The 14,552-nt window shown below is 71.6% G+C and carries 13 protein-coding genes; 6 read left to right on the top strand and 7 right to left on the bottom strand.

Annotated elements, in window-relative coordinates; translation table 11 throughout:
- Window positions 1-6: 6 nt before the first annotated feature.
- Entirely contained in the window at window positions 7-795 is a 789-nt protein-coding gene (locus AC0B44_RS12605) for a precorrin-3B synthase (protein ID WP_378528244.1), read from the bottom strand.
- Between the two features lie 100 nt (window positions 796-895).
- On the opposite strand from AC0B44_RS12605, the gene AC0B44_RS12600 reads away from it, so the two are divergent.
- The gene (locus AC0B44_RS12600; protein ID WP_378528243.1) at window positions 896-1,333 is read left to right on the top strand and encodes a PPOX class F420-dependent oxidoreductase; all 438 of its coding nucleotides are present in this window, start codon (window positions 896-898) and stop codon (window positions 1,331-1,333) included.
- Window positions 1,334-1,483: 150 nt separating this feature from the next.
- Window positions 1,484-2,017, top strand: a complete 534-nt coding sequence (locus AC0B44_RS12595) for a glutathione peroxidase (RefSeq protein ID WP_471903215.1) — start codon at window positions 1,484-1,486, stop codon at window positions 2,015-2,017.
- A gap of 13 nt (window positions 2,018-2,030) precedes the next feature.
- On the opposite strand, the gene AC0B44_RS12590 is transcribed toward AC0B44_RS12595, so the two are convergent.
- The 3 genes from AC0B44_RS12590 to AC0B44_RS12580 are packed head-to-tail and all read right to left on the bottom strand — an operon-like array spanning window position 2,031 to window position 5,698.
- Window positions 2,031-3,401: a metallopeptidase TldD-related protein gene (locus AC0B44_RS12590; protein ID WP_471903214.1), complete on the bottom strand. Its 1,371-nt coding sequence runs from the start codon at window positions 3,399-3,401 to the stop codon at window positions 2,031-2,033.
- Window positions 3,398-4,909, bottom strand: coding sequence for a TldD/PmbA family protein (locus AC0B44_RS12585; RefSeq protein ID WP_471903213.1), 1,512 nt, complete (start codon window positions 4,907-4,909; stop codon window positions 3,398-3,400). Before AC0B44_RS12585 ends, AC0B44_RS12590 begins: the two co-directional genes overlap by 4 nt.
- Before the next feature lie 21 nt (window positions 4,910-4,930).
- Window positions 4,931-5,698 carry a sulfite exporter TauE/SafE family protein gene (locus AC0B44_RS12580; protein ID WP_471903256.1) on the bottom strand — a complete coding sequence of 256 codons (768 nt, stop codon included), beginning with the start codon at window positions 5,696-5,698 and terminating at the stop codon, window positions 4,931-4,933.
- Between the two features lie 155 nt (window positions 5,699-5,853).
- On the opposite strand from AC0B44_RS12580, the gene AC0B44_RS12575 reads away from it, so the two are divergent.
- From AC0B44_RS12575 to AC0B44_RS12560, 4 genes are read left to right on the top strand one after another with little or no spacing between them, the layout of a single operon-like run.
- Window positions 5,854-6,426 (top strand): FxsA family protein, encoded by a 573-nt coding sequence (locus tag AC0B44_RS12575; protein ID WP_471903212.1) that lies wholly within the window; start codon window positions 5,854-5,856, stop codon window positions 6,424-6,426.
- A 19-nt stretch (window positions 6,427-6,445) separates the two neighbouring features.
- Window positions 6,446-8,056, top strand: coding sequence for an amidohydrolase (locus AC0B44_RS12570; protein WP_471903211.1), 1,611 nt, complete (start codon window positions 6,446-6,448; stop codon window positions 8,054-8,056).
- Entirely contained in the window at window positions 8,053-9,687 is a 1,635-nt protein-coding gene (lnt, locus tag AC0B44_RS12565) for an apolipoprotein N-acyltransferase (protein ID WP_471903210.1), read from the top strand. Before AC0B44_RS12570 ends, lnt begins: the two co-directional genes overlap by 4 nt.
- Window positions 9,687-10,466, top strand: coding sequence for a polyprenol monophosphomannose synthase (locus AC0B44_RS12560; RefSeq protein WP_471903209.1), 780 nt, complete (start codon window positions 9,687-9,689; stop codon window positions 10,464-10,466). The genes lnt and AC0B44_RS12560 overlap by 1 nt, the downstream gene beginning before the upstream one ends.
- 34 nt (window positions 10,467-10,500) lie before the next feature.
- On the opposite strand, the gene AC0B44_RS12555 is transcribed toward AC0B44_RS12560, so the two are convergent.
- The 3 genes from AC0B44_RS12555 to pabB are packed head-to-tail and all read right to left on the bottom strand — an operon-like array spanning window position 10,501 to window position 14,548.
- Window positions 10,501-11,502 (bottom strand): diiron oxygenase, encoded by a 1,002-nt coding sequence (locus AC0B44_RS12555; RefSeq protein WP_471903208.1) that lies wholly within the window; start codon window positions 11,500-11,502, stop codon window positions 10,501-10,503.
- A complete protein-coding gene (locus AC0B44_RS12550) occupies window positions 11,499-12,413 on the bottom strand; it encodes a prephenate dehydrogenase/arogenate dehydrogenase family protein (RefSeq protein WP_471903207.1) in 915 nt (304 codons plus the stop codon). Before AC0B44_RS12550 ends, AC0B44_RS12555 begins: the two co-directional genes overlap by 4 nt.
- Window positions 12,410-14,548, bottom strand: coding sequence for an aminodeoxychorismate synthase component I (gene pabB / locus AC0B44_RS12545; RefSeq protein ID WP_471903206.1), 2,139 nt, complete (start codon window positions 14,546-14,548; stop codon window positions 12,410-12,412). The genes AC0B44_RS12550 and pabB overlap by 4 nt, the downstream gene beginning before the upstream one ends.
- Window positions 14,549-14,552 lie beyond the last annotated feature (4 nt).

The following is a 14,552-nucleotide window of genomic DNA, read 5'->3' as shown; positions in this document are numbered from 1 at the left end:
GGTGAATCAGTCCCGGTCGGTGCGTGCGTCCAACTCCGAGGAACCGGCGTCGAACACCAGACCCATCGGGGCGAGCACCCGCACGATCTGCTCGGCGGTCCACTCGTCGAGGTCGCACAACAGCACCGACCGCCACGGGGTGATCACGACGGGGCGTTCCACCGCGGCGAGGAACTCGGCGAGTCGCGACGGCAGCACTCCACCGGGGAGACCACCGGCGAGGGTGACCCCGCCGTCGCTCTGGTCGAGCCACCCGATCGGGGCGGGGGGCGGCGAGGGCAGCGGCTCCGCCGCATCAGGGGTCCCGTCCGGTGGGGTCTCGGCGAACAGGATGTCGACGGCAGCCTCCGGATCGATGCGCAAACCGGTGTCGGCACCGTCGCGCACCACCGCCATCCGGCCGTCGGGGCGGGCGAGCACCGCGATGTGCGGGGCCAGCGCCACGATGTCGCCGGTACCGTCGTCGATGCCGTAGATCCGGGCACCGCGCTCCGGGGTCTCGTGCAGGCGGGCGGCGACGGCACGAAGCAGTGGGCGGATGTCGCGGTGCCCCTCGAGACGGCCGCTCAAAGGCGACGCGAGCACCCGGGAACGAGTCGGCGCATCGGCGCTGAGCCCGATCGCGCCGAGTCGCTCGGTGATCTGTTCGGTGTCGCCGTGCAGCCGGACCTGCGCCCGACCGGTCAGGTGCAGACTGCCGCCGCCGTGAGCGTCGGCGAGTTCGGCGAGGGCGCGCAACTGCGCTGCGGTGAGCACGCCGCCGGACAAGTGGATTTCGACAGCGGTGTCGGGCATGCACACAGGCTAGAGCGTCGGGCGGGCGACGACCAAGGCTTCACCGCGTAGGTGCGGCGTCGATACGCGACCGAGCCGGAACAGACCGTAGGGTGTCCGCATGTCCGAAACTCGCTCCGGCCGACCCTCCTTCGCCGAGCTCTCCGCAGCCAAGTACGTCCTGCTGACCACGTTCCGGAAGGACGGGTCGCCGGTGGGCACCCCTGTGTGGGCCGCGCCCGACGGGGATCGCCTGCTGGTGTGGACGGAAGCCGATGCCTACAAGGTGCGCCGGTTGCGGCGCGACCCGCGGCTGACGCTGGCGGTGTGCGACCCACGCGGCAACGCGAAGTCGGCTGCGGTCCCCGGTACCGGGGTGATCCTCGATGCCGAACAGACCGCCCATGCGCGGTCGGTGATCGCCCGGAAGTACGGTCTGCTCGGCCGGCTCATCGTCGGCGCGAGCGTGCTGCGCCGCGGCCGCACCGGGACGGTAGGGCTGGCGTGCTCCCTCGACCCCGGTACCGGTACGGACACCGGCACCACCGCGCCGCAGTAACCGAACGGCACGGGGAAACGATGCGGCGTACCCACTACTCAGGCACGATCGCGTGATATCGGCCACAGCGTCGACGTGATCGCGGTGACGTAGTTTTGCTGTGACACCCATCTCGTCCGACCCGAATCGCCATTTCCGGCAGGAGACCGCATGACCGTGCACGACTTCACCGTTCGTACCGCCCAGGGAGAGACCGCCTCGCTCGGTGAGTACGCGGGTTCGTATCTGCTCATCGTCAACGTCGCCAGCAAGTGCGGGCTGACGCCGCAGTACGAAGGCCTGGAGAAGTTGCATCGCGACACCGCCGACCAGGGCGTGCAGATCATCGGGTTCCCCTGTAACCAGTTCGGGGAGCAGGAGCCGGGCACCGACGCGGAGATCCAGGAGTTCTGCAGCCTGACCTACGACGTGACGTTCCCGGTGTTCGGCAAGGTTGAGGTCAACGGCGACGACGCCGACCCGCTGTACCGGTGTCTGCGCAGCGCCGCGCCCGGCGACTTCGGTCCCGAGCACGGGTTCCTGTTCGATCACGTCAGCAAGACCCGGCCCGAGGCCATCGGGACCGACGAGGTGAAGTGGAACTTCACCAAGTTCCTCGTCGACCCCGACGGTGAGGTGGTCACCCGGTTCGAACCGACCGTCGGGCCCGACGAGATCGGCACCCGACTCGACGCCCTGCTGTAGCGCCGGGAAGTCGTCAGCGTGCGGCGCTGACCGACGACATGTGGAAGTCCGGGATGCGCATCGGCGGCATCGCGGTGCGGGTGAACCAGTCCTTCCACTCCCGCGGCAGGGTCCGTTCGGTGGCCCCGACCTCGGTGGCGCGGCCCAGCAGCGTCACCGGGGACTCGTTGAACCGGAAGTTGCCGACCGCGCCCCGGACCTGCCCGTCCTCGATCAGGTAAACCCCGTCGCGGGTCAGCCCGGTCAGCAGCAACGTGGCCGGGTCGACATCGCGCAGGTACCACAGCGTGGTGAGCAGCAGTCCGCGTTCGGTGCCGGCGATCATGTCGTCGAGCGACGCGCCGGTTCCGCCGGTGAGCAGCAGATTGTGGCCGGGCGCGGTGGGTGTTGCTGCGAACTCGGCGGCCGCGGCGCGCGGATAGGTCAACGCGTGGACCGCGCCGTCCCGGATCCAGTCGACCCGCCCGGCCGGTAATCCGTTGTCGAACACCGACACCGCGTCGGACGAGGCGGTGGCCGTGACGAACGGGGCGTACTGCAGGCCCGGGGCCGCCGGATCGGAAGTCAACGTCAGCGGCAGGTCGGTGAGGGTGTCGCCGATACGGGTGCCGCGCGGACCCGACCACACCGTGTGGCCCTCGTGTGCGCTCCGGCCCTCCATCGACCACATCAGGTAGATCATCAGGTCGGCCACCGCGGACGGCGGCAACACCGTCTCGTACCGGCCCGCCGGCAACGTCACCGAGGTGGCGGCCCAGTCCAGGCGACGGGCCAGATCCTCGAGCAGCCGATCGGTCCGCACATCGGTGAAATCGGTGGTGCCGGCACCGACCCACGCGCTGGCCCCGTCGAGTCCGCCGCGTTTGCCGGTGATCTCGATCGAGCCGTCACGTTGGGTCCAGCGCCGCCGCAGCCCGGTCGACGTGCCCAGCCAGGTGCTGTGCACCTGGTGTTCCGCGAAGCCGTACAACACGTCGGACCCGCCGAATCCTTCTGCGAGAGAACCGATCACCGGATCGAACACGTCGATGCCGGTGCGCCCGACGGGATCGTCCCAATCGTGCGGCGTCCCGTCGCCGGCCACCAGGTCCGTCGCGTCCGCAGCGGGTGGGGCGGTACGGGCCGCGGCGTCGGCGGCCCCGACCACCGCCGCGGTCTCGCGGTGGTCCAGCAGCGGGGCGGTGACGATGCCGCACCGGGCACCGGCGGCGGTGCGCCGCACCGCGATCACCGTCACCGACCGGGACCGGGTCGAGCCGTTGGTGGTCATCGAGTTGCCCGCCCACCGCAGGGCCGCTTCCTCGGTGTCGGTGACCACCACCATCGTCTCGTCGGCGGTCGACGCGGCCAGAGCCGCCTCGACGAGGTCCGGTCCGGGGATCATCGGCCACCCTCCTGCGCGGTGTTGAGCACGGAGATGCCACGCACCAGCACCGACGGGCAGCCGTGACTGACCGCGGCAACCTGCCCCGGTTGCGCCTTTCCGCAGTTCATGGCGCCGCCGAGGCGCCACGTCGACGATCCGCCGACCGCCTCGAGCGCACCCCAGAAGTCGGGGGTGGAGGCCTGGTACGCCACGTCGCGGACCTGCCCGACCAGCCGACCTCCGCGGATGCGGTGGAATTGCTGGCCGGTGAACTGGAAGTTGTACCGCTGCATGTCGATCGACCAGCTGCGGTCCCCGACAATGTACAGCCCGTCCTCGACCCCGGCGATCAGGTCGGCGGTGCTGCGATCGACCACCGGATCCGGCTGCAGCGACACGTTCGCCATCCGCTGGATCGGCACGTGGTGGGCGGAGTCGGCGTAGGCGCAACCGTTGGACCGCGGCACACCGAGCTTCGGTGCGAACGCCCGGTCGAGCTGGTAGCCGACGAGCACCCCCTCACGCACCAGATCCCACGACTGCGCGGCCACGCCGTCATCGTCGTATCCGGTGGTGGCGAGCCCGTGTGGGGTGGTGCGATCGGCGGTCACGTGCATCGCGGTGCTGCCGTAGCGGAGTGTGCCCAGCCGGTCCGGGGTGGCGAACGAGGTGCCGGCGTACGCGGCTTCGTAGCCGATCGCCCGGTCGTATTCGGTGGCGTGCCCGACCGATTCGTGGATCGTCAACCACAGGTTGGTGGGGTCGATCACCAGATCCGTGGGGCCCGGTGTCACCGACGGTGCCCGCGACTTCTCGGCCAGCAGGCCGGGCAGCCGGTCCAGCTCTCCCGTCCAGTCCCAGTGCGCGTCGCTGTCGAGGTACTCCCAGCCGCGCCCGACCGGCGGAGCCAGGGTGCGCATCGATTCGAAGCTGCCGGCCCGCCGATCCACGGTGATCGCCTCGAGATGGGGTTGCACCCGGATGCGTTGCTGGGTGATCGACGAGCCCGCCAGGTCGGCGTAGAAGGTCTGCTCCTTGACCTGTTCGAGTCCGGCGGTGACGTGGTCGATCCCGTCGGCGTCGAGCAGTCGCCGGGAGAACGCGCCGAGCACCGCGATCTTGTCGGCTGTGGGCACGGTGAACGGGTCGATCTCGTACGCGGAGGTCCACATCGCGTCGGGATACACCGGTTCGTCCGCCCACTGCACACGGTCCCGGTTCAGCGGCCGCACCGCCCGCGCGACCGCCACCGCCCGCGCTGCCGCCTCCGCCGCCCCGTCGGGTCCCGGCTCGGGATGCGACGCGAACCCCCAGGTGCCGTCGAGAAGCACCCGCACCGCGAGCCCGCTGTCGGTGCCGTCCACCGCGGCCTGCAGCGCCCCGTCGCGCAGCGTCAGCGAATGCGTCCGCACCCGCTGCACCCGTACGTCGGCGTGGGTGGCGCCGGCAGCGCGGGCCACCGACAACGCGGCGTCGGCTGCGGCCCGCAGCGGCAGGGCAAGAAAGTCGTCGTCCACACCGGTCACCGGCCTACCGTAGCGACCGGCTCACCCGAACTGCTGGAAACCCAGCCGAACCGCCATCGCGACCACCACGATCAGCAGCACCACCCGTACGAATCCCGCCCCGCGCCGCAGCGCCATCCGCGACCCGAGCACCGATCCGGCGACGTTGCACACCGCCATGGTCAACCCGAGGGTCCACCACACGTGCCCGCCGATCGCGAACACCGTCAGCGCGCCCACATTCGAGCCCAGGTTGATCACCTTCGCCATCGCGGCCGACTTGACGAACTCGCTGCCGAGCATCGCGGCGAACATGAGGATCAGGAAGGTGCCGGTGCCCGGGCCGAGGATGCCGTCGTAGAACCCGATCACCGCGGCCGCGCCGACCACCACTGTCACCATGCGCGTCGCGCTCGGGCGGTGCTGCCCTGCCCCGGAACCGAGCGTGGGCCGCGCCGCGACGAACACCGCCACCGCGACGAGCACCACGATGACGATCGGGATGAACACGTCCCGGTCGATCAGCGACACCGCGGCCGCACCCGCCCCCGCGAAGACCGCCGCCACCAGCGCCGCCGGTCCCAGCACCGACCACGGCAACGGGATCCGCCGCGCGAAGGTCCACACCGCCGCCCCGGTCCCGAAGATCGCGGTGAGCTTGTTGGTGCCCAGCGCCACCTGCGGCGCCAAATGCGGGGCGACCAGCAGCAACGCCGGCAGCAGGATCAGCCCGCCGCCGCCGACGACCGCATCGACCCAGCCCGCAGCCGTCGCCGCGGTCAGGAGCACCGCCCAGTCGGCCATAGTCATGAGCGCCATTCGATCATGGGCCGCAGCGGGGGAGCGGAGCGGCCACCGCACCGCCCGCAGGGGCCGGGAGCAAACTCGGCGTCTCGTACGTTGAACAGACGAGTCCCTCACCCGAGCGACCCTCGCGCCGGACCCGGCGTACGGAAGGACCCCGCGTGTACCTCTTGCTGTTCGTCGTCTACGTCGCTGCGGAGATCGCTGTGCTGGCCTGGCTCGGCTCGACCGTCGGCGCCCTCGCCACCGTGCTGATCTTCCTCGCCGTCAACGTCGCCGGGTACATGGTGCTCGGCGCCCAGGGCCGCCGCGCGTTGCGCGGCCTCGGCAAGCTCCGCAGCGGCCCGCTCCCACCCGCCGGTTCCCCCGACAAGATGCTCACCGACGGCGCGCTCATCGGCGCCGGCGCCGGTCTCGTCCTGGTCCCCGGCGTGATCACCACGATCCTGGGCATCGTGCTGCTGCTGCCGAGCCGCGCCCTGCTCCGGCCGGTGGTGCGTGCCCTCGCTGCCCGCACCGCCCGAACCCACGCCGCGACCTGGCGCGGACAACGCCTGGTGGTCGTCGACGGTCAGGTCGTCGACAACACCGTGGTCGGGGCGGCGCCCCATCTGCCCGGCGGCACCGACGGCGCCGGTCGCGGTCCGGCCGGACCTGCCCGGCCGGACATCGTGGACGGCGAGATCCTCGAAGGGGAGATCGTCGATACCCCGCAGCGCCCCCGCCGACCGTGACGGGGCAGACTGGGCAGTTGTGAGTCCAGCACCGCACACCCAGCTCTTCGTCGGCGGCCGCATCTACAGTGCGAGCGCACCCGACGCCACCGCGATGGCCGTCTCCGACGGACACGTCGTGTGGGTCGGGCAGGACCGCACCGGACGCGTCCTGCACCCCGATGCCGAGATCGTCGACCTCGACGGCGCCTTCGTCGCACCCGCTTTCGTCGACACCCATGTGCACACGACGGCACACGGTCTCGCCCTGTCCGGACTGGATCTGACCGGCGCCGCGACCCGCGAGGACGCGCTCCGCCGCGTCGCGGAGTTCGCCGCCGGCTGCGACGACGCGGTGATCTGGGGTCACGGCTGGGACGAGACCCGCTGGCCGGATCCCACCCCGCCCACCACCGACGAACTCGACGCCGCCGCCCCCGGCCGGCTCGTCTACCTGGGCCGGATCGACGCTCACTCCGCGGCCGCCTCCTCGGCGCTGCGCGTCGCGGCAGGTTCACTCGACACGCTCGGCGGTTACCACCCGCAGCGCCCGGTCACCGCAGCAGCCCACCACGCGGTGCGAGCGGCGGCACGCACCGGGCTCACCGCGGCCCAGCGCGCCCGCGCCCGCGCAGCGGCCCTCGACGATTTCGCCGCACACGGCATCGTCGCCGTGCACGAATGCGGCGGTCCCGACATCTCCGGGCGCGACGACTTCACCGAACTGCTCGCCACCGACCATCCCGTGGAGGTGCGCGGCTACTGGGGTGAGGCGGTGCGCACCGCCTACGAGGCCACCGCCCTGCTCGCCGAGACCGGCGCGCACGCCCTCGGCGGCGACCTGTTCGTCGACGGTGCGTTCGGTTCGCACACCGCGTGGCTCGCCGACCCCTACGCGGACCGGCCCGACTGCCACGGCACCGCCTACCTGAGCGTCGAGGACATCACCGACCACGTGCGGGTCTGCACCGAGGTCGGCATCCAGGCCGGATTCCATGTGATCGGGGACGCCGCCGTCACCGCCACCGTCGCCGCATTCGACGCCGTCGCCACCGAACTGGGCGGCCCGTCGGTCGGGGCGCGCGGACACCGCCTCGAACACGTCGAGTCGATCACCGCAGCGCAGGCCGAACGGCTGGCCCGGTACGGAGTCATCGCCAGCATGCAGCCGATGTTCGACGCGCTGTGGGGCGGACCCGACGCGATGTACGCGCAGCGTCTCGGGGCGCCGCGCGCCGCGGCACTCAACGCCTTCGCCGCCATCGCTGCGACCGGCATGTCCCTCGCGTTCGGTTCCGACGCGCCGGTGACCGCGCCGCGGCCCTGGCAGATGTTGCGCGCCGCGGTGCATCACCGCACTCCCGGCAGCGGCATCTCGCCGCGCGCCGCGTTCGCCGCGGCGACCCGGGGTGCGTGGCGCGCCGGCGGTGTCCGCGACGGGATGGCCGGCACCTTGGATCCGGGCGCACCGGCGTCGTATGCCCTGTGGGAGGCGGGGGACCTGGTGATCCGGGCCCCGAAGGACAGCGTGCAACGGTGGTCGACGGACCCGCGCTCGCGGGTCGCGCCGCTACCCGACCTCGCCGACGGCACCGACGACCCGGTGCTGGTGCGCAGCGTGCACCGCGGCCGCGTCGTGTACGCACGGTGACCGCGCCCGACACCGGCACCCGGCGGCGGGTCGCCACGACGATCGCGGTGCGGTCGGCCGCGGCGATCCTCGCCGGGCTGCTGCTGTTCGCCAGTTTCCCGCCCCGCCCGCTGTGGTTCCTCGCGCCCGTCGGCATCGCCCTGCTCACCGCGGTGCTCACGGCGCAGCCGATGCGGCGCCGCGCCGGGTTCGGGTACGGCTACCTCGCCGGACTCGGCTTCCTGGTGCCGCTGCTGCCGTGGGTCGGGGTGTACGTCGGACCGCTGCCGTGGCTTGCGCTCGCCGCCGCCGAAGCGGTGTTCATCGGCCTGTTCGGGGCATTGGCAGTGCATCTGCGGTCACTGCCCGCGGCGCCGCTGTGGATCGCTGCGGCGTGGAGTGCCACCGAATTCGCGCGCTCGTCGGTGCCGTTCGGCGGATTCCCGTGGGGCCGGCTCGCATTCGGCCAGCCCGACGGGGTGTTCGTCTCCCTCGCCGCGGTCGGCGGTGCCCCGCTGGTGTCGTTCGCGGTCGCGCTGACCGGCACCGGGCTGGCGGCACTGGCGCTTTCCCTCGTGCGCCGCGACGGTCCCCGTCTCGACCGGGGCCGCGCGGTGCGCGCCGCCGCGTGGACGGCGCTCGCGCCGCTGGTCGCGCTGGCGGTGTGGCCGCTGCTGCGGACCGACCGCGCCGACTCGCCGGTGGTGACCGTCGCCGCGATCCAGGGCAGCGTGCCCCGCCTCGGCCTCGACTTCAACGCACAACGCAAAGCAGTGCTCGACAACCACGTGGCGCGGACCCTGGAACTGGCCGCGGACGTGCGGTCGGGTGCGGTACCGCAACCCGACGTGGTGATCTGGCCGGAGAACGCCTCCGACATCGACCCGCTGCGCAACGCCGACGCCGCCCGCGACATCACCGCCGCCGCGACTGCCGTCGGCGCCCCGATTCTCGTCGGCGCGGTCCTGCTCAACGGGGACGGCACCACCAGCAACTCGGTGATCGTGTGGGACCCGCAGACCGGGCCGGGCGAGCAGCACGACAAGCGGATCATCCAGCCGTTCGGGGAGTATCTGCCGTACCGCTCGTTCTTCCGGTTGTTCTCCGAGTACGCCGACCGCGCGGGCAACTTCGTGCCCGGTGACGGGGACGGGGCAGTCACCGCCGGGAATCTCACCGTCGGGGTGGCGACCTGCTACGAGGTCGCCTTCGATCGGGCGTTCGCGGACTCGATCGACGCGGGCGCCCAACTGCTCGCGGTGCCCACCAACAACGCCACGTTCGGCGACACCGAGATGACCTACCAGCAGCTGGCGATGTCGCGGGTGCGGGCGGTGGAACACGGCCGCACCGTGGTGGTCGCCGCCACGAGCGGGGTCAGCGCGATCGTGGATCCGGACGGATCGGTGCAGCAACGCACCCCGTTGTTCGCGCCGGCGGCCCTGGTGGCGCAGGTGCCGTTGCGCACAGACGTTACGCTGGCTAGTCGGCTCGGCCCGATCCCGGAGCTCGTGCTCTGTGTCGGTGCCGTCGTCGCCGCCGGTCTCGCTTTGGTGCGGAGCCGACGTGAGAAGGCCGGCCGGGGCACGCAGCCCCGCCCCGGCACCGCAGGAGCACCGGCCCCCGGCCGGTTCGACAGGGAGGACCTTTGATGGCATCGGCGACGCCGGCCGGGAACGACAGCGCACCCAGCGCCCGCACCCTGGTGATCATTCCGACGTACAACGAGCGCGACAACATCGGTCGGATCGTCGAGCGACTGCACGCCGCCCTGCCCCGCACCGACGTGCTGATCGTCGACGACGGCAGCCCCGACGGCACCGGCGCGATCGCCGACGGCCTCGCCGAGGCGGACAACCGCATCCACGTGATGCACCGCACCGAGAAGAACGGGCTCGGCGCCGCCTACATCGCCGGGTTCCGGTGGGGCCTGGACCGCGACTACACCGTGCTGGTCGAAATGGACGCCGACGGCAGCCACGCCCCCGAACAGCTGCACCTGCTGCTCGAGCGCGTCGACGCGGGCGCCGATCTGGTGCTCGGCTCCCGGTACGTGCCCGGCGGCACCGTGGTGAACTGGCCGTGGCACCGCGAGGTGCTCTCCCGCGGCGGCAACATCTATTCACGGCTCGCGCTCGGTGTGAAGGTCAACGACATCACCGGCGGGTACCGCGCTTACCGGCGCACGGTCCTCGAAGCCCTCGATCTCGACGCGATCGCCTCGCACGGCTACTGCTTCCAGGTGGATCTGGCGTGGCGGACGCTGCAGGCCGGTTTCACCGTCGCCGAGGTACCGATCACGTTCACCGAACGGGAGATCGGCGAGTCGAAGATGAGCGGCAACATCGTGCAGGAAGCGCTGCTGCGGGTCACCCTGTGGGGGCTGCGCAGCCGATACGACCGGCTGCGGACACTGCTGCAGCGCCGCTGAGCCGACGCCTGACCGGCTCGGGCGCCGAGCCCGGTCAGGCGCGGAGCCGACGGGCGCGGTGGGCGTCGAAGTCGTCGCCCGCCCCCACCGACACGCACAATCGCCGGATCGCGCTGGTGTCCTGCACCACCGGCTGGTCGGCGGTCGCCGCGGCGGTGTCGGCGAGCATCTCCCGGCCACCGGGGATACCTTCGTGCGCGAGGATCGCCGCCCACGTCGTCATGTCGCCGCCGGTGAAGGCGTCGATGCCGGCGGCGAGCGCCTCGAACAGACGCTCCCGGTCGGCGACGCCGAGTTCGGTGAACACCGTGGCGAACAGTTCACCCGTGAGAGTCGCGTGGCACAGTTCGTCGCGCCGGTGCACCGCGACGGTGGCCCGGTTGACCGGCTGCACCGTTTCGTCCCCGGTGAACAACGCGAGGTAGGCACTGATCGACGTTTCTGCGACGGTCGTGAACGCCAGCTGCACCAGCGCCTCGTGCCGCGGATCGGTGCTTTGCTGCACCGCCGCGCGATGCGCGCGCAGGGTGCGGCAGGGAGGCAGCACCGCGTCGGGCAGCGCCCAGCCCCGTCGGCGCCGGGTGAGCGCATTGCCGTTCTGGTGCATGAGGGTGTGGTACTGCTCGTCGACCATCGCCTGCATCACCCCGACGACCACGGTGTCCGGCGGAGCGAGACCGAACACGTCGGAGGTGATCAGCCCGAAACCGGGATTGACCACGTACTGCTCGATGTCGATGACGTTCTTGTTGTAGGCGATCCACCCCCACGCCCGCAGCCGCGCGCGGGCGGGCTCGTCGAGTGCGAGGTACCGGGGATGGGTGTGGAACGGCAGCAGGGTGTCGGGGAAATCGTCGCGCGCGGGTTCGAACAGCGCATCCAGGTCGGGTTCGGATTTCTTCACTGCGGCGCGCCGCGGCCACGACCGGGTCAGGCCGCGAATCACCGCGGCGGCGACCGGGTCGCCGGTGTCGTTGCCGGGAAGCTCCGGGGGCCGCAGCCGGGCCCGCAGCTTCGCTGCCTCGCGATCGGTCACGGCGACACCCCGTTTCGCACGGCGTCCGGTTCGTGCAGGTCCGACGGGAGCAGGCCGAACAGTTCTCCGCACAGTGCCCGGTACTGCTCGCGGTCGTCGCCGAGGGCGCGGTAGCCGCGTGCGGTCAGCGCCGCGAACCGGTCGGGGTCCTCGGCCGCGTCGAGGTCGTCCAGGGCGGCGCGCAGGGCGCGGCGGGCGTCCGCGGCGTACGGGTTGGCGACTTGGATGTCGTGGTAGACCGCCGGGGTGCCGGACGCGATGCGGGCGAGCAGTGCCCGCAGCAGCACGTGCGGCGGGGGTGCGGCCATGGCCGTGGCAGGCGGTGGGTCCAATCGGTCCAGCGCGCCGCCGAAGGCGAGAACCACCGCATGGGTCAGTGCCTGGCTGGTGGCGGTCGCGCGGTCGTGCTCGGCGGCATCGACTTCCACGACCCGCATGCCCCAGCGGTGGAGCGCGTCGACGAACGCCTCGACCGCGGCGCCGTCCCGGTGCCGCACCGCGAGCACCGGACGGCCCGCCGCGCCCAGCGCCGGAGCGAACATCGGGTTGATCCCGAGCGCCGACCGGTCCGGCAGGTGCGCGTGCAACGCCGCCGCGAACGGTGTCTTCACCGACAGGGTTTCCACCAGCAGCGCCTCGGGTGACAGCAACCTCGCCAGGGCCGGGACCGCGGCGGTCGCGGTCGCGTCCGGCACGGCGAGGATCACCGTCGCCGCCGACCGCAGCACGTCCGCGACCTGCGGGGTGGGGTTGACGATGTCGCCGGGCAGCACCTGTGGGCCGGGACGGGTCGCCGCGGGGTCGACGAGCACCACGTGGTGCCCGTCGCCGCGCAGCGCCGCGGCCAGCATGGCGCCGACCGCGCCGCACCCGCCCGCCACGACGACCGAACCGGACTCGTGGGTGGTCACGGTGAGCCGTCGGGTCGGTCGGGTCGGGCGCGCAGCGCGGCGTTGGCGTTGGCGTCGAGCGGCGCGGCGTCCGTTTCGGTCAGGCACCGCCGCATCACGAGCGATTTGACGAGGGTTTCCTCGAGTTCGTCGTCGGGGTCGGACAACGCGACGATCGCGCCGCCGATCCCGAAGGTGATCTGATGGTCGGTGGCGACCATGGTGCGGATGACGATCGACAGGTCGGCGGTGCCGGTGGGGGACAGGTAGCCGATGGCGCCGGAGTACACCCCGCGCGGGCCGTCCTCGAGTTTGTCGATGATCTCCATGGTGCGCAGTTTCGGGGCGCCGGTCATGGACCCGCCGGGAAACGAGGCGCGCACACAGTCCACCGCAGTCACGTCGGGGCGCAGTGTGCCGCGCACCGTGGAGACGAGTTGGTGCACCGCCGAATACGTTTCGACGTCGAAGAGTTTCGGCACGTGCACCGAACCCGGCTCACAGACCCGGGACAGATCGTTGCGCACCAGATCGACGATCATCAGGTTCTCGGAGCGGTCCTTCTCGCTGGTGCGCAGCCCGTCGCGCAAGGCGGCGTCCTCGGCGGCGGTGCTGCCCCGCGGCCGCGTGCCCTTGATCGGTTTGGACTCCACGGTGCCGTCCGCCCCGATCCGCAGGAACCGCTCCGGGGAGGCGCTGAGCACCGCCACCTCCGGGAAGTGCAGCAACGCGCTGTACGGGGTGGGGCTGATCTCCCGCATCGTCCGGTAGGTGCGCAGCGGGTCGATGCGACCGTCGACGGTCGCGGTGTTGGTCAGGCACACCTCGTATGTCTCGCCGCTGCGGATCTCCGCCTGACACTGCTCGATCATGTCGAGGTACCGCGCCGGAGTGTGCCGCAACCGGATCTGCAGGTCGTGTTCGTCGCGCAACAACGGCACCGGTGTCGGCGCGGTGACGTCGGTGTCGGCGAGGGTGGCCAGCGCCGCGGCGGTGCTGTCGAACCACGCGACGGTCTCCGGGTCGTCGGCGCGATCCGACAATGCCAGCAGATAACAGCGCCCCGCCTCGTGATCGAGGACGACCGCACGGTCGGCGAACACCATCGACGCATCGGCGATCGGGGAGGTGTGCACCAACTGCCCACCGGCGTCGGCTTTGAGTTCGTAGCCGAGATAGCCGACGTAGCCGAGCGCGAACGCGAACGGCAGATCGTCGCGGCGGGCGATGCGCCGTTCGGCGAGGCGCGTGTCGAGATGGTCGAAGAAGGTGCGGTGATATTCGGCGACGGGGGCGCCGGCACGGTATTCGCGCACCACCGTTTCGGCGACGCTGTAGGTGACGAACTCGGCCCGCGGACCGGAACTGTCGCCCATCACGGTGAACCGGGAGCCGGGTTCGGTGGTCACGGACCCGTCGAGCCAGAAACTGTGCGGACCGTCGGCGAAGAGGGTCTCGTAGACGGCATGCGGATCCGGATGCAGATCCAGGACGCGGGTGTCGAGCACGTACCGCGGCGGGGGCGGAGTCGCGGCCGACGCGGGGCCGGTCACGGTGATCGGGGACCGGGCGGGGGTGGCGGCACGGAAGTTGGTGAGCAGGTCGGCGCCGTAGTCGGTGCAGATCGATTCGGGATGGAACTGCACCCCCCACAGAGGGCGGTGCCGGTGTGCGACAGCCATCAGCAGGCCGCTGTCGGTGTAGGCGGTGCCGACCAGTTCGTCGGGGACGCGGTCGGCGATCAGCGAGTGGTAGCGGACCGCGTCGAACGGGGACGGGATGCCGTCGAACAGGCCGGTGGCGCTGTGCACGATCCGGGCGATCCGGCCGTGTACCGGCTCGGGCGCGGGGACCACGGCGCTGCCGAACAGATGACACAGTCCCTGATGGCCGAGGCAGACACCGAGGACCGGTAACCCGGACTCGGCGAGGATGCGGTCGCTGATCCCGAAGTCGCGGACGCGATCCGGTCGCCCGGGTCCGGGGGAGACGACGATGTTGTCGAACCGATGCAGCCCCAACTCGTCCCAGGCGGCGTCGTGGGTGACGACCACCGGGGGGATCCCGTTGACGCGGGAGAGCAGGCTGTAAAGGTTGTAGGTGAAGGAGTCGTAGTTGTCGACCAGCAGGGTTCGGGTCGGTGGCGGCGCAGACATGGCG

This window comes from Rhodococcus sp. NPDC019050 (assembly GCF_055664235.1).
Note: the sequence above shows the minus strand (reverse complement) of the source record. Positions and strands in the feature narration are given on the sequence as shown.

Bases quoted from the DNA above. Each gene is read 5' to 3' on its own strand.
- AC0B44_RS12605 (WP_378528244.1), bottom strand. From the start codon at position 795: ATGCCCGACACCGCTGTCGAAATCCACTTGTCCGGCGGCGTGCTCACC.
- AC0B44_RS12600 (WP_378528243.1), top strand. From the start codon at position 896: ATGTCCGAAACTCGCTCCGGCCGACCCTCCTTCGCCGAGCTCTCCGCA.
- AC0B44_RS12595 (WP_471903215.1), top strand. From the start codon at position 1,484: ATGACCGTGCACGACTTCACCGTTCGTACCGCCCAGGGAGAGACCGCC.
- AC0B44_RS12590 (WP_471903214.1), bottom strand. From the start codon at position 3,401: ATGATCCCCGGACCGGACCTCGTCGAGGCGGCTCTGGCCGCGTCGACC.
- AC0B44_RS12580 (WP_471903256.1), bottom strand. From the start codon at position 5,698: ATGACTATGGCCGACTGGGCGGTGCTCCTGACCGCGGCGACGGCTGCG.
- AC0B44_RS12560 (WP_471903209.1), top strand. From the start codon at position 9,687: ATGGCATCGGCGACGCCGGCCGGGAACGACAGCGCACCCAGCGCCCGC.
- pabB (WP_471903206.1), bottom strand. From the start codon at position 14,548: ATGTCTGCGCCGCCACCGACCCGAACCCTGCTGGTCGACAACTACGAC.